At 56.1% G+C, this 23,347-nt stretch carries 19 protein-coding genes; 9 read left to right on the plus strand and 10 right to left on the minus strand.

Features of this window, described 5'->3' with window-relative positions:
- Positions 1 to 45: 45 nt before the first annotated feature.
- From folK to thpR, 6 genes are all read right to left on the minus strand, one after another.
- Complete coding sequence (gene folK, locus SD961_RS02740) at positions 46 to 525, minus strand: 2-amino-4-hydroxy-6-hydroxymethyldihydropteridine diphosphokinase (protein WP_318788865.1); 480 nt, start codon at positions 523 to 525, stop codon at positions 46 to 48.
- Positions 522 to 1,934: a polynucleotide adenylyltransferase PcnB gene (gene pcnB, locus SD961_RS02745; RefSeq protein ID WP_318788935.1), complete on the minus strand. Its 1,413-nt coding sequence runs from the start codon at positions 1,932 to 1,934 to the stop codon at positions 522 to 524. Before pcnB ends, folK begins: the two co-directional genes overlap by 4 nt.
- A 180-nt stretch (positions 1,935 to 2,114) precedes the next feature.
- Positions 2,115 to 3,002: a tRNA glutamyl-Q(34) synthetase GluQRS gene (gene gluQRS / locus SD961_RS02750; RefSeq protein WP_318788936.1), complete on the minus strand. Its 888-nt coding sequence runs from the start codon at positions 3,000 to 3,002 to the stop codon at positions 2,115 to 2,117.
- Positions 3,003 to 3,055: 53 nt separating this feature from the next.
- A complete protein-coding gene (gene dksA / locus SD961_RS02755; protein ID WP_034897431.1) occupies positions 3,056 to 3,511 on the minus strand; it encodes an RNA polymerase-binding protein DksA in 456 nt (151 codons plus the stop codon).
- A 181-nt stretch (positions 3,512 to 3,692) separates the two neighbouring features.
- Entirely contained in the window at positions 3,693 to 4,397 is a 705-nt protein-coding gene (gene sfsA, locus SD961_RS02760) for a DNA/RNA nuclease SfsA (RefSeq protein ID WP_318788866.1), read from the minus strand.
- The gene (gene thpR / locus SD961_RS02765; RefSeq protein WP_318788867.1) at positions 4,394 to 4,933 is read right to left on the minus strand and encodes an RNA 2',3'-cyclic phosphodiesterase; all 540 of its coding nucleotides are present in this window, start codon (positions 4,931 to 4,933) and stop codon (positions 4,394 to 4,396) included. Before thpR ends, sfsA begins: the two co-directional genes overlap by 4 nt.
- Positions 4,934 to 5,010: 77 nt before the next feature.
- Here thpR and hrpB point away from each other — a divergent pair, with 77 nt between their 5' ends.
- The 6 genes from hrpB to fhuB all read left to right on the plus strand — a co-directional run bounded on the left by hrpB (position 5,011) and on the right by fhuB (position 16,247).
- Complete coding sequence (gene hrpB, locus SD961_RS02770; RefSeq protein ID WP_318788868.1) at positions 5,011 to 7,452, plus strand: ATP-dependent helicase HrpB; 2,442 nt, start codon at positions 5,011 to 5,013, stop codon at positions 7,450 to 7,452.
- A 106-nt stretch (positions 7,453 to 7,558) separates the two neighbouring features.
- Positions 7,559 to 10,057: a bifunctional glycosyl transferase/transpeptidase gene (mrcB, locus tag SD961_RS02775; RefSeq protein ID WP_318788869.1), complete on the plus strand. Its 2,499-nt coding sequence runs from the start codon at positions 7,559 to 7,561 to the stop codon at positions 10,055 to 10,057.
- Between the two features lie 278 nt (positions 10,058 to 10,335).
- Positions 10,336 to 12,531 carry a ferrichrome porin FhuA gene (gene fhuA, locus SD961_RS02780; RefSeq protein ID WP_318788870.1) on the plus strand — a complete coding sequence of 732 codons (2,196 nt, stop codon included), beginning with the start codon at positions 10,336 to 10,338 and terminating at the stop codon, positions 12,529 to 12,531.
- A gap of 48 nt (positions 12,532 to 12,579) precedes the next feature.
- Positions 12,580 to 13,374 carry a Fe3+-hydroxamate ABC transporter ATP-binding protein FhuC gene (gene fhuC, locus SD961_RS02785; protein ID WP_318788871.1) on the plus strand — a complete coding sequence of 265 codons (795 nt, stop codon included), beginning with the start codon at positions 12,580 to 12,582 and terminating at the stop codon, positions 13,372 to 13,374.
- Positions 13,375 to 13,389: 15 nt separating this feature from the next.
- The gene (fhuD, locus tag SD961_RS02790; protein WP_318788872.1) at positions 13,390 to 14,271 is read left to right on the plus strand and encodes a Fe(3+)-hydroxamate ABC transporter substrate-binding protein FhuD; all 882 of its coding nucleotides are present in this window, start codon (positions 13,390 to 13,392) and stop codon (positions 14,269 to 14,271) included.
- Positions 14,268 to 16,247, plus strand: coding sequence for a Fe(3+)-hydroxamate ABC transporter permease FhuB (gene fhuB, locus SD961_RS02795; RefSeq protein WP_318788873.1), 1,980 nt, complete (start codon positions 14,268 to 14,270; stop codon positions 16,245 to 16,247). Before fhuD ends, fhuB begins: the two co-directional genes overlap by 4 nt.
- A gap of 131 nt (positions 16,248 to 16,378) precedes the next feature.
- Here fhuB and hemL read toward each other — a convergent pair whose 3' ends face one another.
- Positions 16,379 to 17,662 (minus strand): glutamate-1-semialdehyde 2,1-aminomutase, encoded by a 1,284-nt coding sequence (gene hemL / locus SD961_RS02800; RefSeq protein WP_318788874.1) that lies wholly within the window; start codon positions 17,660 to 17,662, stop codon positions 16,379 to 16,381.
- Between the two features lie 170 nt (positions 17,663 to 17,832).
- Here hemL and clcA point away from each other — a divergent pair, with 170 nt between their 5' ends.
- Both clcA and erpA read left to right on the plus strand, forming a co-directional pair.
- Positions 17,833 to 19,272, plus strand: a complete 1,440-nt coding sequence (clcA, locus tag SD961_RS02805) for a H(+)/Cl(-) exchange transporter ClcA (protein ID WP_318788875.1) — start codon at positions 17,833 to 17,835, stop codon at positions 19,270 to 19,272.
- Positions 19,273 to 19,353: 81 nt separating this feature from the next.
- Positions 19,354 to 19,698: an iron-sulfur cluster insertion protein ErpA gene (gene erpA, locus SD961_RS02810; protein ID WP_318788876.1), complete on the plus strand. Its 345-nt coding sequence runs from the start codon at positions 19,354 to 19,356 to the stop codon at positions 19,696 to 19,698.
- Positions 19,699 to 19,732: 34 nt separating this feature from the next.
- On the opposite strand, the gene SD961_RS02815 is transcribed toward erpA, so the two are convergent.
- From SD961_RS02815 to mtnN, 3 genes are all read right to left on the minus strand, one after another.
- Positions 19,733 to 19,987: a hypothetical protein gene (locus tag SD961_RS02815; protein WP_318788877.1), complete on the minus strand. Its 255-nt coding sequence runs from the start codon at positions 19,985 to 19,987 to the stop codon at positions 19,733 to 19,735.
- Positions 19,988 to 20,136: 149 nt separating this feature from the next.
- On the minus strand, positions 20,137 to 20,922 hold the full coding sequence (gene btuF, locus SD961_RS02820; protein ID WP_318788878.1) for a vitamin B12 ABC transporter substrate-binding protein BtuF: 786 nt from the start codon (positions 20,920 to 20,922) through the stop codon (positions 20,137 to 20,139).
- Positions 20,915 to 21,613, minus strand: a complete 699-nt coding sequence (gene mtnN, locus SD961_RS02825) for a 5'-methylthioadenosine/S-adenosylhomocysteine nucleosidase (protein ID WP_318788879.1) — start codon at positions 21,611 to 21,613, stop codon at positions 20,915 to 20,917. Before mtnN ends, btuF begins: the two co-directional genes overlap by 8 nt.
- A 127-nt stretch (positions 21,614 to 21,740) precedes the next feature.
- Between mtnN and dgt the strand changes: the two genes are divergently transcribed.
- A complete protein-coding gene (dgt, locus tag SD961_RS02830) occupies positions 21,741 to 23,246 on the plus strand; it encodes a dGTPase (protein WP_318788880.1) in 1,506 nt (501 codons plus the stop codon).
- Positions 23,247 to 23,347: the final 101 nt, after the last annotated feature.

Here is a 23,347-nt window from a genome sequence, read left to right on the forward strand (position 1 = left end):
CGAGTTTTCGTGGGCGTATCTTAATGGAAGGGGAAGGGGTTTGCACTACCAGCGCTGTATGGCGCCTGCGTCCAGCTTTGAGAGAAGCTCAGCGGCTTTTACGCCGTCAGGTAAGGCAATTTCTGGCGCAATTTCCAGCAGGGGTACCAGCATAAAAGCACGATTAGCAATATCGTAATGGGGAACAGTAAGGCGCGGGGTAGCCAGCGTCTGGTCGCCAAACAGCATGATATCGAGATCCAGCGTGCGCGGCCCCCAACGCTCCTCTTTCCTTACGCGCCCCTGTTCCTGCTCTATACGCTGCGTCTGGTCCAACAGCTCCTCAGGCAGTAAGGCGGTATCAAGCGCGACGGCAGCATTAAGGTAGTCGGGCTGATCGGGCGGGCCATAAGGCGGCGTGCGGTAAAAAGCAGAAGAGACCACCAGCGTGGTCTCAGGGATTGCAGCCAGTGCATCAAGTGCGGCCTGCACCTGATGCAGCGGGTCAGCAAGATTGCTGCCCAGGGCGAGATAAACGCGGGTCATACGTTGCTGTTGCTGCCGCGCGGGCCGGGAACACGCTTACGTGGACGGCGGGTACGACGGCGTGGAACCGGGTCATCCCCCAGCGTGTTCAGCATCGTTTTCTGCTGTGGCGGGGCCGAGACCTGGAATTCGCTCCACCAGGTGGTAAGACGCTGCAACTCATGGTTGTTTTCCACTTCAGCACGCAGTGCCAGCAGATCATAAGCGGCACGGAACTTAGGGTGTTCCATGAGTTTCCAGGCGCGTTTACCATGGCGACGTGACAGACGAAGCTGCAGTTGCCAGATATCACGAACCAGCGTGGTGATGCGTTTGGGGATCGCCAGTGAACGACAGGCTTCATCCAGCACATCATTCATCGCCAGCGCAAAGGCGTCATAATAGGCAAGTCCGCTCTCCTGAGCGATTTTCTGCGCCGCTTCCAGCTGCGGATACCAGAACATTGCCGAGAACAGGAAGGCGGGATTAACGCGCATCTGGTTATGAATACGATGATCGGTGTTTTTCAGCACCTGCACAATCATCCGCTCCATGTTGCTGTCACCCTTCTCCGTAAAGTAACGGGTAATAGTCGGGAACAGGGGCTGGAACAGCTGATATTCACGTAGCAGCAGATAGGTGCTGTAACCGTAGCCAGCCTGCAACAGCTTCAGCGTCTCTTCAAACAGACGCGCAGGCGGAATATCATGCAGCAGCGTGGCCAGGCGCGGAACAGGCTCTGCCGTTTCGGCAGCGATGGACATATCAAGCTTGGCGGCGAAGCGGATCACGCGCAGCATACGCACCGGATCTTCACGATAACGGGTTTCCGGATCGCCAATCAGGCGCACAATGCCCTGCTGGAGATCGTTCAGGCCGCCAACGTAGTCGCGCACCGAGAAGTCAGAGACGCTGTAATAGAGGCTGTTGATAGTGAGATCGCGGCGCTGCGCATCGTCTTCGATGGTGCCAAAAATATTGTCGCGCAGCAGCATGCCGTTCTGACCGTGCTGCGAACTGTTGCGATCTTCAACCGCTTGTTCAGCTTCGTGATGACCACGGAAGGTGGCGACCTCGATAATTTCCGGGCCAAACATCACGTGTGCCAGGCGAAAACGGCGGCCAACCAGGCGGCAGTTGCGGAACAGTTTACGCATCTGTTCCGGCGTGGCGTTGGTGGTCACATCGAAGTCTTTCGGCTTTTTACCCAACAATAAGTCGCGAACGCCGCCGCCTACCAGATAGGCTTCATAACCGGCTTTATTCAGGCGATAGAGCACCTTAAGGGCATTTTCACTGATGTCTTTACGCGAGATAGTATGACGATCGCGAGGGACAACGGTCATCTGATGCACTTCGCCGACCTCGGCGGGCGCTTCGTCTTCACGACTCAGAACTTTTCGGCAAAAATTAGCAACTCGGGTAAAAATGGGACACCTCGATAGTGACATTTAGCTTAGCGTTAAAAAACAGCGGCTAATCATAGCTCAGAGAAGCCGGTTTGAGAATCTTCATCTCTCATCCGCGCCATCTTTCAGGCAGAAAAGGGAGTGACGCTGCCCTGATCACCTGTAAACCAGCTACAGGCGAACAGAAGTAATAGCGTAAAGCTATTGGGTTTCCGCTTTCCTGTACAGCGCATTCTCTGCCGGTAACGCTGTCACCTCCCAGCGGGCTGTCGCCTGTTGCAAGATTTCTGACAGCGGCAGATCTTGCCAACCCTCACTGACCGGCTGCCGCAGAAAACGCAGCGCCTGCACAATGGCCGGGCGGGCATCGCCCGATGGCAGGGGAGTGGCATGGTTCTGTTTTGACAATTTTTGACCATCCGCACCGATAGCCAGCGGTAAATGCAGGTAATCGGGAACCGGCCAGCCGAACGCCTGATAGAGCGCAATTTGCCTGACGGTGGGATCGATTAAATCGGCCCCCCGGACCACTTCGGTAACGCCCTGGAAATGGTCATCCACTACCACCGCCAGGTTATAGGCAAACAGGCCATCGCGGCGATGAATAATGAAATCTTCCTGCGCAAGAGCTGCATCCGCTTTGATAGTGCCCCGGAGCTTATCCTGAAATTCGCTTACCGGATGGTCTGAGCGCAACCTTAAGGCTGCATTTTCCGGGCCAGCGTTTAAGTTCCGACAATGGCCATCGTAAATGCCGCCAATCTGCTGGATACGGCTGCGTGTACAGGTACAGTAATAGCTGCGCTGTTGCTCAGAAAGCCAGGCTAATGCTTCGCGGTAAGCCTCGTGACGGGTCGACTGCCAGAGAACCTCGCCATCCCAGCTCAGCCCATGCTGTTCAAGCTGCGCAAGAATACGTCCGGCTGCCCCAGCCACCTCACGGGGCGGGTCGATATCCTCAATGCGTACGCGCCACTGCCCATGCTGAGCACGAGCCTGCAGGTAACTGCCGAGTGCAGCAATCAGAGAGCCGAAATGCAGTTCACCAGAAGGAGAGGGGGCAAAGCGCCCGATACAGGAATCAGACATAGCGGAAGAGACCGGCAGTGAAGCAGGTGCTTCACTGCACAATCCAGTAGCCATTAACCGGCCATTTGTTTTTCGCGGATTTCCGCCAGCGTTTTACAGTCGATGCAAAGATCGGCGGTAGGACGAGCTTCAAGGCGACGGATACCGATTTCAACACCGCAGGAATCGCAGTAGCCAAAATCGTCGTCTTCCACTTTCTTCAACGTCTTCTCGATCTTCTTGATCAGTTTGCGCTCGCGGTCACGGTTACGCAGTTCAAGGCTAAATTCCTCTTCCTGTGCAGCGCGGTCAACCGGGTCGGGGAAGTTGGCGGCTTCGTCCTGCATATGACTCACCGTGCGATCAACTTCATCCCGAAGCTGGTTGCGCCAGGCTTCAAGGATCTTCTTGAAATGCTCCAACTGGGCTTTATTCATGTACTCTTCGCCCGGCTTCTCTTGGTATGGCTCCACCCCAGCGATGGCGAGAATACTCAGGGACGAGGTTTTACGGGTTTGCCCTTCTTGCATGTTGTTTCTCCTGGATAACACGCACTATCGATCCCCATCGGGGATAAAAACAGGTCGCTATAAATAGCAGAAGCGATCAAGGTTAGCAATTATTCCTGAACATGCCTTGACAAGCCTGTGAGGAAAAGCGTATTCAGGCGCACGTTATGAGCAAGCTTATAACAGCAAATTGCGCCTGAATTTACAACTTCACAACCAACGGCTTTTTCAGCGTCATACCGTCTGGTGATAATTGGGCTTTATAACAAAGCACTTCAACCCCGCTCTGCCGAACCTGTGCCAGTAGTTCTGCGTAGCGTGCGTCAATATGACGCGCCGGGGAAACGTCCTCAATCCCCGTGTGCAGAACGGCAAAAAACAGAACCGCACGTTCGCCATTTTCAGCAATCTTCGCCAGTTCACGAAGGTGCTTTTGGCCACGAACGGTAACCGCATCCGGAAAATACCCAATACCTTGCTGTAACAGCGTCACGGATTTGACTTCAATATAGCAGTTTACCCGGTCACTTGCCTGTAACAGAAAGTCGATGCGACTTTTTTCTGCGCCGTATTTCACTTCAGCACGCACGCTGTCGTAACCGGAAAATTCTGGAATTGTCCCCAGCGTCAACGCCTCTTTTACTAAGGTGTTGGCGCGTAAGGTATTCACACAAATCCAGTCGCCCGTTTGCGTTTCCGTTAGCTCCCAGCTGTGGGGATATTTCCTCGTCAAACTCGCCGATGTGGAGTACCACACGGTGTCGCCTGGCGTGGCACAGCCGGTCATTGCCCCCGTATTTGCGCAATGCATGGTCAACATTTCCCCTTCTGGCGTAATCACATCGGCCAGGAAACGTTTGTAACGTTTAATCAGCGTAGCCGGACGCAACGCAGGGTGAAAAATCATAGCACTTCCTGTGAAAGTTCCCACTCAGCGAGCGGCTGATAACGCGTTTTACCCTGAGCATACAGGGACTGAAACAGCGCAAACCGTTCAACGCGAAACCGCCAGCTAAAATTACGCGGCGGTAGCGAGACTGGCTGTGTAGCGTTGCGCAGTAATGTGACATGAGGATGAAAGGGCAGAGGACTTTGATAACAGCCGCTGCGGGCAGCCTGAGAACGCAGCAGCTCTGCCAGTTGCAGCAGTCCACGGGGAGACCGTTTCGGCCCCAGCCAGACCACCCCGGAGCGGGCCCAGTGCCCGGCATCATCCAGCGTCAGCGTAAAGGCGGGCTGACGGATGCGGCCAGCCAGCTGCTTTAGCGCATGCGCCTTCTCCTCGCTGATATCGCCAAGAAACGCCAGCGTCACATGCAGGTTATCGGCGGCTACCGGACGGCCCGCTTCGGCGGGAAACGTCCCGGCTCGCCATCTGATTAAGCTCTGTCGGCTCTCTTCGGGCAAACTGATGCCGAAAAACAGCCTTTTTTGCTCACTCATGGTGCTCTCCGGTTTTCCAGAAACAGGAATGCTACAATGCCCGGCAAATTTAGACCATGACGTTCTGGAGCAAATACGTGAGTTCATTACCGGTCAGCATGGTGCTACCCGACCTGCTGGCGGCGCTGCAATCTTCCTCGCAGGTGCTGCTGGCGGCCCCAACCGGTGCGGGGAAATCAACCTGGCTGCCGCTGCAAATCCTGCAACAGGCCGACTTCACTGGCCGTATCCTGCTGCTGGAGCCACGCCGTCTGGCGGCGCGTAACGTTGCGCAGCGATTAGCGGAGATCCTGGGCGAGCAGCCGGGTGAAACCGTGGGATACCGCATGCGCTCGGAGAGCCGGGTAGGCAGCGCTACGCGACTTGAAGTGGTCACCGAAGGCATCCTCACCCGCATGTTGCAGCAGGATCCGATGCTGGAAGGGGTGTCGCTGGTGATTCTGGATGAATTTCACGAGCGCAGCCTGCAGGCGGATTTGGCGCTGGCGCTGCTGTTGGATGTGCAGCAGGGGCTGCGTGACGATCTGAAAATTTTGCTGATGTCCGCAACGCTGGATAATCAGCGGTTGCAGGCCATGCTGCCCGATGCGCCGATGATAGCTTCCGAAGGCCGCTCCTGGCCCGTTGAGCGCCGTTACGCTTCACTGGCGGCGAATTATCGCTTCGATGAGGCCGTGGCGCGCCAGGTCAGCCAGCTACTGCGGGAAGAGAGCGGCTCCCTGCTGCTGTTTCTGCCGGGCGTCGGGGAAATTCAGCGTGTACAGACGCATCTCTCCTCAATGGTTAGCAGCGATGTTGATCTCACTCCTTTATATGGCGCGTTATCGCTCAGCGAACAGCGCAAAGCGATTCTTCCGGCAGCGGCGGGTCGGCGTAAGGTAGTGCTGGCAACCAATATTGCTGAAACCAGCCTGACGATTGAAGGCATCCGTCTTGTTGTCGACAGTACCCTGGAAAGAACCGGCGTGTTTGATACCCGCACCGGATTGACCCGGCTGCAAACGCAGCGCATCAGTCAGGCCTCTATGACGCAGCGGGCCGGACGAGCAGGGCGACTGGAGGCGGGAATTTGCCTGCATCTTACCGCGAAGGATCAGGCTGAACGTGCCGCTTCCCATGCGGAACCTGAGATCCTGCACAGTGATCTGGCCTCGCTCTGGCTGGATCTGTTGCAGTGGGGCTGTCGTGACGTCAGCCAGCTTCAGTGGCTTGATACGCCGCCAGAGCACAATCTTCAGCAGGCCGGAGAGTTGCTCCATCAGCTTGGCGCTACGGATAAAGCGGGGATGCTGACGACCAAAGGGCGAAACATGGCAGCACTGGGTAGCGAGCCGCGTTTTGCCGCGCTGCTGATTGATGCCGGCAAAGAGGCGAACAGCGTGGCTACAGCCTCGCTGTTAGTGGCGATGCTGGAAGAGCCGGCGCGGGGCAGCGCCGATCTTCGTGACAGTTTTCATCGTCGCCAGCCAAACTGGCAGCAGCGGGCCAGGCAGCTGCAACGACGTTTGAAAAGTGAGGGCGGCACGCCGGACAGCGACCTGATTGCTCCCCTGTTAGCGGGAGCGTTTCCGGACAGGATCGCGCGGCGGCGCGGCACGCAAGGGCGCTACCAGCTGGCTAACGGCATGGGTGCGATGCTGGATACCGACGAAGCATTAACCCGTTATGAATGGCTGATAGCTCCGCAGCTTTTACAGAGCAGCACGCAGCCTGATGCCCGCATTCTTCAGGCCCTGCCGACAGATACAGACGCGCTGATCCGGCACTCTCCTCAATTGCTGCAACAGCGGACGGAAGTGGAGTGGGATGAAGAGCGTGGCACGCTGCGTGCCTGGCGGCGCGAGCAAATTGGCGAGCTGGTGATAAAATCGCAGCCGCTTAATAAACCGGATGAGGAAGAGCTGCATCCGGCCATGCTTCGCTGGGTCCGCAGCAAAGGTCTTGCGGTACTCAACTGGAGTCCGCAGGCAGAACAGCTGCGCATCCGTCTGGTATGTGCTCACCAGTGGCTGCCGGAAGAGAAGTGGCCTGAGGCGGGAGAGGCGGATCTGCTGGCCTCGCTGGAGCAGTGGCTGCTGCCTGCGATGCGCGGCGTGCGCGATGCAAAGGGGCTGAAACAAATCGATGCCTTCGGTGCTTTATTACAATTGCTCACATGGTCACAGCGCCAGCAACTGGATACTCGTCTGCCAACTCATTACACTGTGCCGACCGGAAGCCGACTTCCCATTCGCTATGACGAAGAGAAGCCTCCGGCGCTGGCCGTTCGCCTGCAGGAGATGTTTGGCGAAGCGCAAACCCCTTTGGTAGCCAATGGGCGTGTACCGCTGGTGCTTGAGCTGCTCTCACCCGCGCACCGACCGTTGCAGATTACCCGTGATTTAGCCGGGTTCTGGCAGGGCGCATACCGTGAAGTGCAGAAAGAGATGAAAGGCCGCTATCCCAAACACGCCTGGCCGGACGATCCGGCCTCCGCGCTGCCCACGCGGCGCACTAAAAAGTTTTCTGCGCCTTCCTGAACGAAGACGCCGGAGTCCTGTTTCGGAAGGTTCCCGTTCCGAAGCCAACTGACTAAGAACAAAGTAGTCGGCCCTGCCGACGGCAGTTCCTGGAGAATAAAAACGCATGTCTGACGATCGCGAACCTATTGGGCGCAAAGGAAAACAGCCCAAACCCCCGCGCAAAGTGGCGGGCCGAGGTCGCCGCAGGGACGATGAGCACGAAGATTTTGATGATTTTCAGGATGATGACAACGATAACGAGGAGGTAAAACCGGTGCCACGTAAAGGAAAAGGGCGTCCATCGGGTAAGAAAAGAGGCTGGCTGAGCTTACTGATTAAGCTGCTGCTGGTCTTTATCGTGCTGATGGCCGTGTACGGGGTATACCTCGACTCACAAATTCGCAGCCGCATTGACGGCAAAGTCTGGCAGCTTCCGGCCACGGTCTATGGCCGCATGGTTAACCTTGAGCCGGGCATGTCCTACAACAAGAAAGAGATGATTGCTCTGCTGGAAGGCACACAGTATCGCCAGGTCACCAAGATGACTCGTCCCGGCGAATTCACCGTGCAGGCCAACAGCATTGAGATGATCCGTCGCCCGTTTGACTTCCCGGACAGTAAAGAGGGGCAGATCCGCGCGCAGCTCAGCTTCAGTGGCGACACACTGAGTGAGATCAAAAATCTCGACAGCGGCCGTGATTTTGGCTTCTTCCGTCTCGATCCGCGTCTGATCACTATGTTGCAGTCGCCAAACGGCGAGCAGCGTCTGTTTGTACCCCGTGCGGGCTTCCCCGATCTGCTGGTGGATACGCTGGTTGCTACAGAGGATCGTCACTTCTATCAGCATGATGGCATCAGCCTCTACTCGATTGGTCGCGCCTTCCTGGCAAATATCACTGCCGGAAGGGCGGTGCAGGGCGGCAGTACCTTAACGCAGCAGCTGGTGAAAAACCTGTTCCTGACTAACAAGCGTTCGCTGTGGCGTAAAGCCAACGAAGCGTACATGGCACTGATCATGGATGCGCGTTACAGCAAGGACCGTATTCTTGAACTCTATCTGAACGAGGTCTATCTCGGTCAGGCGGGTAACGATCAGATCCGTGGCTTCCCGCTGGCGAGCCTTTACTACTTCGGTCGCCCGGTTGATGAGCTGAGTCTCGATCAGCAGGCGCTGTTAGTGGGAATGGTGAAAGGGGCCTCGCTCTACAACCCGTGGCGTAACCCGAAACTGGCGCTGGAGCGCCGTAATCTGGTGCTGCGCCTGCTGCAACAGCAGAAAGTGATCGACCAGGAGTTGTATGACATGCTCAGCGCGCGGCCGCTGGGGGTACAGCCGAAGGGCGGGGTGATCACGCCGCAGCCAGCCTTTATGCAGATGGTGCGTAACGAGCTGCAGGCTAAGCTTGGCGACAAGGTAAAAGATCTCTCCGGCGTGAAAATCTTCACCACGATGGACCCGGTTTCCCAGGATGCCGCCGAGAAGTCGGTAGAGGAGGGCATCCCGACGCTGCGTAAGCAACGTGGGCTGAAAGACCTGGAGACAGCAATGGTGGTGGTTGACCGCTTCAGCGGTGAAGTGCGCGCGCTAGTGGGCGGCGCCGATCCGCAGTTTGCGGGCTACAACCGTGCGCTACAGGCTCGCCGCTCGATTGGTTCTCTGGCTAAACCAGCGACCTATCTGACAGCACTCAGCCAGCCGGACAAGTATCGTCTGAATAGCTGGATTGCCGATAACCCGATTGCGCTGAAACAGCCTAACGGCTCGATCTGGAAACCGCAGAACGATGACAAACGCTTTAGCGGCCAGGTGATGCTGGTGGATGCGTTGACCAACTCCATGAACGTGCCAACCGTAAACCTTGGGATGACGCTGGGTCTGCCACAGGTGGTGGATACCTGGACCAAACTGGGCGTAAACAAAGATCAGCTGCAGGCGGTGCCCGCCATGCTGCTGGGTGCGCTGAACCTGACGCCAATTGAAGTTGCTCAGGCGTTCCAGACCATTGCCAGCGGCGGCAACCGGGCGCCGCTCTCTGCGCTGCGTTCGGTGATTGCTGAAGATGGCACGGTGCTGTATCAGAGCTTCCCTCAGGCTGAACGCGCCGTTCCGGCTCAGGCAGCCTATCTGACGCTCTATACCATGCAGCAGGTAGCGGATCACGGTACGGCGCGCGCCTTAGGTGCCCGTTACCCCCGAGCGCATCTGGCAGGCAAAACCGGTACCACCAACAACCTGGTTGACAGCTGGTTTGCGGGCGTTGATGGCAAAGAAGTGGCTATCACCTGGGTAGGCCGTGACAATAACCAGCCGACCAAACTCTACGGAGCAAGCGGGGCGATGCAGATCTACCGTCGCTATCTGGATAACCAGGCGCCAATGCCGCTGAACCCAACGCCGCCGGAGGATATAGCGCCGATGACCGTGGACTCAGCGGGTAACTTCGTCTGCGGTACGGGCAGCAGTGCCTGGCGCACTTTGCCGGTCTGGACCACCGATGCAAACGCACTCTGCCAGCAGCAGCAACAGCAGGTTCAGCAGCAACAGCAGTCGCAGCAGCAGCAGGACGAGCAGAAAGACAGCAACGGTGTGGCGGGCTGGATCAAGGATATGTTCGGCAAGTAATTTTCCCACCTGAACAGACCGGCTCCCAGGAGTCGGCCTGTTTTGCCCGTTATTCTGCACGCCAGTTACGAAAACCTTACATTTGTACGTTTCAGCTTAACCTCACAGTTACCCCGTTATTTCCCACATTTTACATCAGGTTATTCCTGCGGCATTTGGCCTGCTGACAAGGGATTTCTGCTTGCAGTAGCGCCGTTAATTCGCATATTATCCAATCGTTATAATAATAATTCTCGTTTACGTTTACATTTCATTAATCTCATTCAGAGAAATGCAAAATGGCTACTTTGTCTTTTAATCCTTTGCTTTTGCCAGTGAAAACCGCAAAACATCGACTGGCGGTCGTTGTTGCTCTGTGCCTTTCCTCCTCCGCTTTTGCGGCGGGCGAAGAGACTATAACTGTGGATGCCAGCGCAGGCAGCGCCGTCCCGCAGGAGAGCGCATGGGGACCCGCTCCGACCATCGCCGCGAAACAGAGCGCCACGGGTACCAAAACCGACACGCCGATTGAGAAGAACCCGCAGTCCGTATCTGTGGTGACCAGAGAAGAGATGGATCTGCATGCCGTCACCACCGTGAAAAGCGCGTTTGACTATACGCCGGGCGTTCTGACGGGTAACCGAGGCAACTCTGACGTCATTGACGCCTTATCCATTCGTGGCTTCAGCGAGACAAATACCAACCAGTATTTAGACGGACTTAAACTCCAGGGCGATAACTACTCTGAGTTTGCCATCGATCCCTACTTCCTGGAGCGTGCCGAACTGCTTCGCGGCCCTGTCTCCGTGCTTTATGGCAAAAGTAATCCAGGCGGTGTCGTTTCCCTGGTCAGCAAACGCCCAACCACGGAAACGCTGCGTGAAGTTCAGTTCAGGATGGGTACCGATAACCTGTTTTCAACCGGTTTTGACTTTGGTGGTGCCATCGATGATGACGGCGTTTACTCCTACCGCCTGACTGGCCTGGCACGTAGCCAGGATGCGCAGCAGGATATGCAAAAGGAGAAGCGTTACACCGTGGCGCCTTCCTTTAGCTGGCAGCCTGACGCGAATACCAATTTCACGCTGCTGACCTATTTCCAGAACGAACCACAAACGGGTTACTACGGCTGGTTGCCTCGTCAGGGCACCGTTGTCCCCATCACGGATGGCAATGGTAATCAGCACAAGTTGCCGACAGATTTTGATGAAGGCGAAGCCAGCAACAAAATCTCCCGCAACACCAAGATGATTGGCTATAACTTCTCGCACAGCTTCAATGATACCTGGACCGTGCGTCAGAATTTGCGTTATGCCGACCTGCGTACCGACTATCGCAGCATCTACGGTAACGGTTTTGATACCACCACTAACGCCATCACTCGCGGTGTGGCGCTTTCTGAAGAGACGCTAAATCAGTTTGCGCTTGATAACCAGGTGCAGGCTAAGTTCGCTACCGGTGCAGTGGATCATACGTTACTGCTGGGCGTGGATTATCAGCGTACCCGAAATGATATTGATGGTTATTTTGGCTCCGCTGCTTCATTGAGCGCACTAAATCCCCAATACGGTAACGACAGCTATGCGCTGAATTTCCCTTACCACTACCTGAATAAGCAGGAACAGACCGGCCTGTATGCTCAGGATCAGCTGGAGTGGGATCGCTGGGTAATGACGCTGGGCGCTCGTTACGATTATGCAATGACATCTGCCCTTAACCGTAACGGCGACAGCCTGACGAAAAATCACGATCAGGCTTTCACCTGGCGCGGTGGCCTGAATTACATCTTTGATAACGGCGTGGCACCCTACTTCAGCTACAGCGAATCCTTTATTCCTACTTCCGGTACCAATGCTCAGGGAGAGCCGTTTGATCCTTCACGGGCCAAACAGTACGAAGCCGGGGTGAAATATGTACCGAAAGATCGTCCCATCGTTATTACCGGTGCGGTTTATCAGCTGACGAAAACCAAAAACTTGACGGCCGATCCTGATCAGTTGTTGTTCAGTAATCAGGGGGGAGAAATTCGTTCTCGTGGTGTTGAGCTTGAAGCGAAAGCTGCGGTTAACGCCAACATTAACGTTATGGCCTCTTATACCTATACTGATGCTGAATATACTCACGATACGTTGCTCAAAGGGAGAACGCCGGTTCAGGTACCTGAAAACATGGCCTCTTTGTGGACAGACTACACCTTCAATGAAACCGCGCTGTCTGGCCTGACGGTAGGCGCTGGCGTACGTTATGTTGGTGAGAGCAAAGGGCTTTACAGCACCGGCGCTAATAACAACCAAAACTTCAACGTAGCCAGCTATACCACTGTTAACGCACTGGTCAAATATGACCTCGGACGTTTTGGTTTACCGGGCTCTTCTTTAGCGGTCAACGTCAACAACCTGTTCGATCGCGATTACGTCGCGAGTTGCTATCGTGACTATGCCTGCTATTGGGGCGCAGAACGTCAGGTGGTCGGTACCGCAACCTTCCGTTTCTAATCTTTACATCGGGCGCGGTTCGCCGCGCCCTCCAATCAGAAGACCGCTATGTCTCATCCGCATGCTACAGAAACAACCTTCACGCTGGATAACGCTGCTTTTACCGTTCCGGGGCGGACATTATTGCAACCGCTGTCACTGACCTTTCCCGCCGGAAAAGTTTGTGGGCTGATTGGCCACAACGGCTCCGGAAAATCGACCTTACTTAAGCTGCTTGGGCGGCATCAGCCAGCCTCAAAAGGCCAGGTGCTGCTGAATGGTAAAGCCCTGTCTGACTGGCAGAGTAAAGCGTTTGCCCGTGAGGTGGCCTACCTGCCGCAGCAGCTGCCTGCGGCAGAAGGGATGACGGTGCGTGAGCTGGTGTCGATGGGTCGGTATCCCTGGCACGGGGCGCTGGGCCGCTATGGTGCAGAAGATCGTGAGCGTGTGGAGGAGGCGATCTCGCTGGTGGGGCTTAAGCCTTTTGCACAACGTCTGGTCGACAGTCTCTCCGGCGGCGAGCGCCAGCGGGCCTGGATTGCCATGCTGGTGGCGCAAAACAGTCGCTGTCTGCTGCTGGATGAACCGACCTCTGCGCTGGATATCGCGCATCAGGTTGAAGTGCTGGCGTTGATCCAGCGTCTGAGCCGCGAGCGCGGTCTGACGGTGATAGCGGTGCTGCATGATATCAACATGGCGGCTCGCTATTGTGACCACCTGATAGCGCTTCGTCACGGCGGTATGATTGCGCAGGGCGATGCTCCGGCAATTATGCAGAGCAGCGTGCTGGATGAAATTTACGGCATCCCTATGGGGATCCTGCCTCACCCTAACGGCGGTTCGCCGGTGAGTTTTGTTTACTGACGGATGGGTGTGTTTATGCCAGATTATTTTCGCCGCCGCCTGCTGATGGCGATGGCGCTCTCTCCTCTTGTTCCTGCCTGGCGTGCTCAGGCGGAGCAGCCGATCGATCCCGACCGGATTATCAGCCTGGAATGGCGTCCCACTGAGATGCTGATGGCGCTGGGTGTGCCGCCGATGGGGGCCGCAGAGCTGTACAACTATCAGCTATGGGTAGGGGAGCCAGCATTACCCGCCTCGACGGTGGATGTGGGACTGCGTACCGAGCCAAATATCGAACTGATGATCCAGATGAAACCGTCGCTGATCGTCTACTCCTCAGGCTATGGGCCTTCCCCTGAAACCATTGAGAAAATTGCTCCGGGCATGGGTTTTGCTTTCAGTGATGAGAGCGCTAAGCCGCTGACCGTGGCCCGCCACTCGCTGGTGCAGCTCGCCGGAAAAATCGATCGCCTTGAGCAGGCCAGGCTACATCTTGCTGAATTTGACGCGTTTATTGCCGAAGCCAAAGCCCGGCAGGCGGCCAGAGTGCAGCGGCCCATGCTGTTGATCTCATTCCTGGATACCCGCCATGCCATGGTGTTTGGCAAAGGGAGCCTGTTCCTGGAAGTGATGGAAGCGCTGGGAATTGAAAATGCCTGGCACGGCGAAACCACCTACTGGGGCAGCACCATTGTAGGCATTGAGCGACTGGCTGCTATCCGCGAGGCAGACGTTGTCTGTTTCGGCCATGGTGATGACGCTATTATGCAGCAAATCGCTGCAATGCCACTCTGGCGCTCCATGCCGTTTGTGCGTGAAAACCGTTTCCGCCTGGTACCTCAGGTGTGGTTCTACGGCGGAACGCTCTCGGCAATGCGCTTTTGCCGGGTTCTGGATAACGCGCTGGGGGCAACATGAAAACGACCGCACGTTTTCCGGTCTTGCTGTTATCGGTGCTGATACTGTTTGCCGCTGGCCTGACTTATTACAACTTCAGCCAGCACCTGCCCGTTACTCAGTGGCGAAGTGCGCTCTGGTCCGCCGATCCGCAGAGCGTGGATCAGATGGTGTTTCATTACAGCCTGCTGCCGCGTCTGAGCCTTTCGCTGCTGGTCGGTGCCGGGCTTGGCCTTGTGGGATTACTGTTCCAGCAGGTGCTGCGCAACCCGCTGGCGGAGCCTGCCACGCTGGGCGTGGCCACGGGTGCGCAGCTTGGTCTCACCGTAGTGACGCTCTGGAGCCTGCCCGGCGGGTTAATGACCCAGCAGATTGCGGCGATGGTGGGTGCAATTGCAGTGGGTCTCATTGTCTTTGGCATCGCCTGGGGAAAACGACTTTCCCCGGTGACGCTGATCCTTGCGGGTCTGGTGATGTCGATGTACTGCGGGGCGGTGAATCAGATCCTGGGGCTGTTTAATCATGAACGGCTGCAGAGCATGTTTCTCTGGAGTACCGGAACGCTGAACCAGATGGACTGGCACAGCGTCAGCTTTATCTGGCCGAAGCTGCTGGTGGGATTTGTGATTTCACTGCTACTGCTGCGTCCGATGGCGTTAATGGGCCTGGACGATGGCGTAGCGAAAAATCTCGGTCTGGCGCTTTCTGCGGCGCGCCTCGGGGTACTGGCGCTGGCGATTATATTGAGCGCTCAGCTGGTTAACGCTGCGGGAATAATTGGCTTTATCGGCCTGTTTTCGCCGCTGCTGGCGAAGATGCTGGGCGCACGACGTCTGCTCAGTCGTCTGCTGCTGGCTCCGCTGATTGGTATGCTGCTGCTGTGGCTGGCGGATCAGGTGGTGATTTGGCTGACCGATAACTGGCGTGAGGTCTCTACCGGTACCGCAACGGCGCTGATTGGTTCCCCGCTGCTGCTCTGGCTGCTGCCCCGCTTGCGGACGGCGGCGGTGCCACCCGCGATGAATCAGGGCGATCGTGTTCCTGTGGAACGTCACCATCTCTTGTACTGGGCGGCAGCGGGTGCAGTATTGCTGCTACTTGTCAGTGCTGTGGCGCTGAGCTTTGGCCGCGATGCCCAGGGCTGGAGTTGGGTCTCTGGCGATCTCTGGCAGCAGCTGATGCCGTGGCGTATGCCGCGCCTGGTGGCCGCCATTGCTACTGGCATGATGCTGGGTGTGGCTGGCTGCATTGTGCAGCGCCTGACGGGCAATCCGATGGCCAGTCCGGAAGTGCTGGGCATCAGCTCCGGTGCCGCTTTTGGCGTGGTGATCATGCTGTTGCTGGTGCCGGGTGATGCTTTCGGCTGGCTGCTGCCCGCCGGAAGCCTGGGCGCGGCGCTGACGCTGCTGATCATCACTGTGACCGGCGGTCGCGGCGGCTTTTCGCCGGAGCGCATGCTGCTGGCCGGTATGGCGCTGAGCACCGCCTTCGCTACCCTGCTGCTGATGCTGCTGGCCAGCGGCGACCCACGGATGGCGAACCTGATGACGTGGATTTCTGGCTCAACTTATGGCGTGGATGCCGCTCAGGCCTGGCGGACGGTGGGGGTGGCGGCGGTGCTGCTGGCGCTGGTGCCGCTCTGCCGCCGCTGGCTGACCCTGCTGCCGCTGGGAGGCGAGACTGCGCGCGCGCTGGGCGTGGCGTTAAAACCTTCACGCTTTGCACTGTTGCTGCTGGCTGCTGCACTGACTGCCGCCGCCACGCTGACCATTGGGCCGCTGAGCTTTATTGGCTTAATGGCGCCGCATATTGTGCGCATGTTGGGCTTCCGTCGCGCCGTGCCACAGCTGGTTATGGCAGCGATGATGGGGGGCATCCTGATGGCGATAGCGGACTGGTGCGGCAGGATTGTCGCTTTCCCGAACCAGATCCCGGCCGGGCTGCTGGCAACCTTTATCGGTGCGCCATACTTTGTTTATCTGCTGCGTAAAGTCTGATGGGCTGAACCGAAGGGGATGGGAGCAAAGTGGCTGCAAGGCTGTTGCCTGAGCAGTACCACATAAAAAAAACGCCTGACTGCTGAGTCAGGCGTTTTTTATGCCCTGAGCGGCGGTTCAGCCGCCAGGACTCAGGCTAATTTTGCAAAGCTACGGCGTGCCGCATCCAGGGTGTGCTCAATATCCTGCTGGCTGTGCGCCAGAGACATAAAGCCCGCTTCAAAGGCGGAAGGTGCCAGATAGACCCCTTCTTCCAACATCAGATGGAAGAACTTTTTAAAGCGTTCCACATCACATTCGGTGACATCCTGGTAGCAGGTTACCGTGTCGGCTGAAGTAAAGAACAGGCCAAACATACCGCCCACATGGTTCACCACCAATGGGATGCCAGTCTCTTTCGCTGCCGCCAGCAACCCTTCCGCCAGCTGCGTGGTCAGTGCGTTAAGTTTGTCATGGCTACCGGGTTTGGCAATTTCGCTCAGGCAGGCAAAACCTGCCGCCATTGCAATTGGGTTACCCGAAAGCGTACCGGCCTGATAAACCGGACCGCCAGGCGCCAGCTCAGCCATCACTTCACGACGACCACCAAATGCGCCAACCGGCATGCCGCCGCCAATGATTTTGCCAAGACAGGTCAGGTCGGGCTTCACGCCATAGTGCGCCTGCGCGCCAGCCAGCGCGACACGGAAGCCGGTCATCACTTCATCAATAATAAACAGCGCGCCAAACTCGTCGCACAGCGCGCGCAGGCCCGGCAGGAAACCGTCGTTCGGCGGAATACAGTTCATGTTGCCCGCTACCGGTTCAACAATGATACAGGCGACCTCATGCGGATATTGCTCAAAAGCCGCCCGCACGGAATCGAGATCGTTGTAGGTGCAGGTCAGGGTGTGTTTGGCGAAATCGGCTGGCACGCCTGGCGAGTTGGGCTGGCCGAGGGTCAGCGCACCAGAGCCAGCTTTCACCAGCAGGCAGTCCGCATGGCCGTGATAGCACCCTTCAAATTTGATGATTTTGTCGCGATGGGTGTAGCCGCGCGCCAGGCGAATCGCGCTCATGGTGGCTTCGGTGCCGGAGTTTACCATGCGCACCATATCCATGGTGGGCACCAGCTCGGTGACCAGTTGCGCCATTTTTACTTCCATCTCCGTCGGCGCGCCAAAGCTCAGGCCGCGTTCAGCCGCTTCAATGACCGCGTTGCGGATGGCGGGGTGGTTATGTCCCAGTACCATCGGCCCCCAGGAGCCTACGTAGTCGATGTACTCTTTGCCGTCGGCATCGTAAAGGTAAGCGCCGTCGGCTCGTTCAATAAAGAGCGGGACTCCGCCAACGCCGCTAAACGCACGCACCGGCGAGTTTACGCCGCCGGGAATTAACTGCTGCGCCTGGGCATACAGATTTTCAGACTTACTCATGGTTCCGCTCCTGAGAATGCATTTAAAAAAACATCGCCATTCTAAGGGAACATGGGGCAGGGATAAAAGGCAAGTCGCGCTTTTGACACAATAGCCTGGAAATTTTTCCGGGACATCACCGGCGGGAAGGGTAAGATATTGACTTATCTTTACCGAGAAATGAACAGGATATGAACGAACCTACGTCATCTACTGAGCAGTTAAACAGCGTCCCGGTGCGGCGGGGGGATTTTTTACGTCTGCTGATTCGCAGAGATAAAACGCCTGTAGCGGTTCTTATTTTGGCGGGCATTGTCGGAACGCTGGCTGGCCTTGTTGGCGTCGCTTTTGAGAAAGCCGTCAACGCTGTCAGCACTCAGCGTCTGAGTATGCTGGCGACTGTTGAGCAACACTGGCTGCTGGTTTTCCCGCTGGCCTTTATTCTCTCCGGGCTGCTGGCGATGGTGGGCTATTACCTGGTCAGACAATTTGCGCCGGAAGCGTCCGGATCGGGCATCCCTGAAATCGAGGGCGCGCTGGAAGAGCTGCGTCCTGTGCGCTGGTGGCGAGTTATCCCGGTCAAATTTATCGGCGGCATGGGCGCGTTAGGCGCGGGCATGGTGCTGGGGCGCGAAGGGCCGACGGTGCAACTCGGTGGCAATATAGGCCGGATGGTGCTGGATATTTTCCGCATGAAAAGTCCCGAGGCCCGCCACTCGCTGCTGGCGACCGGTGCCGCAGCCGGACTCTCCGCCGCCTTTAACGCGCCGCTGGCGGGCATTCTGTTTATTATTGAAGAGATGCGGCTACAGTTCCGCTACAGCGTTATTTCGGTTAAAGCCGTCTTTATCGGTGTGATCATGTCCAGCGTGGTATTCCGCATTTTTAATGGGGAAGGTGCGGTCATTGCCGTGGGCAAACTGGCCAGCGCACCGGTCAATACGCTGTGGCTCTATCTGCTGTTGGGGATGCTGTTTGGCGTGGTTGGCGTGGCGTTTAACGCGCTGATTTTCCGTACACAGGATATGTTTAAGCGGCTGCATGGCGGTAATCTGCGCAAAATTCTGCTTATCGGCGGCGTGCTGGGCGGCGTTTGTGGTGTGCTGGGGGTTATCGAACCGGAAGCGGCAGGGGGCGGCTTTAACCTGATTCCGATAGCGGCTACGGGCAATTACACAGTCGGAATGCTGCTGTTTATTTTTATCACCCGTGTAGCCACCACGCTGCTCTGCTTTGGCTCCGGCGCGCCGGGCGGAATTTTCGCCCCTATGCTGGCGCTTGGCACCTTACTGGGAACCGCCTTTGGCATGGCCAGCGCTTCAATGTTCCCGGCTTATCACCTGGAAGCCGGAACCTTTGCCATTGCGGGCATGGGTGCGCTCTTTGCCGCTTCAGTCAGGGCGCCGCTGACCGGGATCGTGCTGGTTCTGGAAATGACCGACAATTATCAGCTTATTCTGCCGATGATTATCACCTGCCTTGGCGCAACCTTACTGGCACAGTTTCTTGGCGGTCAGCCGCTCTATTCCTCGCTGCTGGCGCGCACCCTGGCCAGCCAGCAGCAAAAAGATGATGAAAAAGTGGCAGCACAGAGTGCCACGCAGCCGAAAGGGAAAACGGCGGATACTTGATTGCTATACTGGTATATAAGATAATGGTGCCAGAGATGGTCGAATTATGACCAGTCGCCCGAATACATACTGGAGTATTAAATGAGTGACGATATAGCTCTGCCCCTGCAATTCACTGAAGCAGCGGCCAGTAAAGTCAAAAATCTGATTTCAGATGAAGAGAACCCGGATCTGAAACTGCGTGTTTATATCACCGGTGGCGGCTGTAGTGGCTTCCAGTACGGTTTTACCTTTGATGACAAGGTAAATGATGGCGATATGACCATTGAGAAAGCGGGCGTCGCGCTGGTGGTGGACCCGATGAGCCTGCAATATCTGGTAGGTGGCGCAGTCGATTATACCGAAGGCCTTGAAGGCTCCCGGTTTATCGTCACCAACCCGAACGCCAAAACCACCTGTGGCTGCGGTTCTTCGTTCAGCATCTGATGCTGCTGCCCCGGCACGTTTGCTGCCGGGGTTCTTACCACTCTACCGTAACTAATTTCGCCACCGTGCGGCTTCCACTATTTTGTGCAATTACCGACTCAGTGACTTTAGGCTGGGCCGATTCCTGTTGGCCGCAGCTGACTACAGGTGCTTTTGCTGGTGTAACACTTTGCCCGTCAATGTGACATTGCGAGTAAATGGTCAATTTGACCCCGATGCTGCCCGTAATGGATGCAGCACAGGCGTGACCAGCCATCATTAGGCCAAAGGCCAGATAAACGGCTTTCATTTTGTTGTTATCCTGGTGTAGATAAAATCAGGGCATCAGCCCAAAAATGGGCAGCGAGAATAAAATATTTCGCCGCCTCGTTAGTTGATTAACGACAATTCCTGCTGAAACTTTAACCGACTTTGCTGCGGTCTTTGGGTTTCACGCCTTCACTCCGGGTGCAGTTGACGGCATATTTGTTGCGCTGCCTGCATAATGCGCGGGCCTGGCCGGCTGAACCAGTCCTCATTGACGGCGATCACCGGCACCGCTAACTGCGGTCGCCAGAAGGCCTCTACTTCAGCTATACGTTTCTTATCGCCTCCTGTGACGACAACCTGCGGTCTTCTCATCAGTACCTGTTCGCGGCTCACCTGCGGCCAGGCAACCCGACTGTCGGCAAAGATGTTCTCTCCCGCGCAGAGCTGAAGAATTTCATTCTGCAAAGTGTTGCCAGAGGCGGTGAAGAGAGGGCGCTGGCCAAACTGCAAAAAAACCTTCTTTTTTGGCAGGCTGGCGTAATGCTGGTACAAAGCGGCCTGCTGATTTAAAAGGGCGTCAGCGGCACGATCGGCTTTTTCAGGGGCCGGACTCCAGGCCTTCAACTGACGCAGGCTGTCAGCCACCTCTTTGATCGTCACGGGATTGATCCAGACGATTTTGATGCCGAAAGCGCTGAGCTGATCCACCTGACGTTGAGGATTGCCTTCACGCCAGGCGAGCACCAGATCTGGCTTGAATGCCAGAATGCGTTCCACGTTGATGCCCTGCCAGTTGGCAACCTGCTCCAGCTGGTTAGCTTCCGGGGGATAGTCTGAGTAAGCACTGACTGCCACAGGCCTGATGCCTGCGGCAAAAGCCAGCTCCGTCAGGGCCGGAGCCAGGGTAATCACCCTGGGCGCGGCGGCTGCGCTGAAGCAGGTCAGCAGCAGCAGGGCGACAAGGAACCTAGCCACGCGACAGGTTGGTCAGCAGCGTCTCAACCATCAGAGAGGATTGCTTCGCTGCCACAACCAGGAATTCATCAAAGCTCAGGTGGGATTCCCGATCGGCCACGTCAGAAATGGCTCTAATCACCACAAAGGGCACGGCAAACTGGTGACAAACGTGCGCAATAGCCGTGGCTTCCATCTCCACGCCAATAGCCTGCGGGAAGGTTGAACGGATGCGTGCCAGCGGTTCTGCGCCGTTGATAAAGGCATCGCCACTCACGACCAGACCGCGCACGGCATGCAGGCCAAGCTGTTTGATGCAGCTTTCTGCGGCTTCAATCAGTGCGGTATCGGCGGTGAAGGCGGCAGGGCAGCCTGCCATCTGGCCAGGCTCGTATCCAAACGCGGTGACGTCGGCATCGTGATAACGTACTTCATCTGACACCACAATATCGCCCACCTTCAGCGAAGGAGCCAGACCGCCAGCGGAGCCGGTATTGATAATAAAGTCAGGCTTGCACAACTGTAACAGCAGGGTGGTGCCCAGCGCGGCAGAAACTTTGCCAATGCCCGACTTCAGCAGGGCGACCTCCACACCGTTCAGCGTTCCGGTGTAAATTTCACAGCCTGCCAGGGCCAGCGTCTGACGATTTTCAATTTTGTCGCGCAGCAGGGTAATTTCCTGCTCCATTGCACCAATAATGCCTGCTTTCATAGGGATACTCGCTAATGTTGTGGAAGTAAACTGTGCTTTCGGCGCATAGTCTATCATGGCAGGATGAAGGACATAATCCGCAAGAGGGTACAGGCATGGATCTGGTGCCGCAGAATGGGAAGCTGGCATGACCGATATCGACTTCAGGAAAAAAATCAATTATCAGCGCCGTTATCGTCCTCTGCAGGGGGTGAAAAGCGAGCATGAAATATTACGGATCTTTGAGAGCGATCGCGGACGCATTATTAATTCAGCGGCTATCCGCCGTCTGCAACAGAAAACCCAGGTTTTCCCGCTGGAACGTAATGCCGCCGTTCGCTCAAGGCTGACCCATTCGCTGGAAGTGCAGCAGGTGGGACGGTATATCGCCAAGGAGATCCTTACCCGGCTGAAAGAGCTGGGGCAACTGGAAAATTATGGCCTTGCTCAGCTAACCGGGCCTTTTGAAAGTATCGTTGAGATGGCCTGCCTGATGCACGACATCGGCAATCCACCTTTTGGTCATTTTGGCGAATCGGCAATCAACGACTGGTTCCGCCAGCGGCTGGATAACGATTATCAGCCCGAAAATCCACGTACCGATCGCTGTGAACCGGAAGCGCTGCGTTATCAGACAGATGGCTTTAACGATCTTCGTGCAAAGATTCGTCAAGATTTATCCCACTTTGAGGGCAATGCGCAGGCTATCCGCATGGTGCATTCGCTGCTGAGGATGAACCTGACCTGGGCGCAGGTGGGCTGTATCCTGAAATATACTCGTCCCGCCTGGCACAAAGGAAAGATTCCGCCAGGCCACGATTATCTGATGAAAAAGCCTGGCTATTATCTGGCTGAGGCGGAATATGTCGCCCGGTTACGCAAAGAACTGGATCTTCAGCCGCATTGTCGTTTTCCTTTGACCTATATTATGGAAGCGGCGGATGACATCTCCTATTGTGTGGCCGATTTGGAAGATGCGGTTGAGAAAAATATTTTCACCGTTGAGCAACTCTACGAGCACTTATTTGCGCTGTGGCCCACACATCAGCCGGGCGATCTATTTAGTCTGGTCGTGACGAACGCGCTGGATAAATCCAGAAGTTCACAAACCAGCCGCAGCAGCGAAGATCAGTTCTTTATGTATTTAAGGGTGAATACCGTTGCCCGTCTGGTACCGCATGCCGCTGGCCGGTTTATCGATAATTTAGCGGAAGTTTTTGACGGAAAATTCAACCAGGCGCTGCTGGAAGATGGCACGGCACAAAATCAGCTGCTGGAAATTTTCAAAAAAGTCGCTTTCCGTCATGTATTTAACCATCCTGACGTTGAGCAACTGGAGCTGCAGGGATACCGTGTTATCAGCGGCTTATTAGATATTTATCAGCCTTTATTAGCGCTGACTCAGCAAGAATTTGGTGAGCTGATTGAGAAAGATTATTTAAAAGGCTATCCAATAGAAACGCGCCTGTTCCACAAACTTTCCACGCGCTTTCGCCTGGCTTATAGTGAAGCAATGGGGCGCCTGGATAATCGCGCGGGCGATATTGCCATCTGGGAATATTATTACCGGGCGAGAATGCTACAGGACTATGTTAGTGGCATGACAGATCTGTTTGCCTGGGATGAGTATCGGCGCCTGATGGCCGTGGAATAACGTCGCCCCCCTTGAATTGTAAAGATGAAGAATAAATATTTACCTTTAGCGCAATCTTTTTCATGAACTTAGCGCTAAAACTTCACTCTCATCATCACGAC

The sequence above is a fragment of the Erwinia sp. MMLR14_017 genome (assembly GCF_033657285.1).
Lineage (GTDB): Bacteria > Pseudomonadota > Gammaproteobacteria > Enterobacterales > Enterobacteriaceae > Erwinia.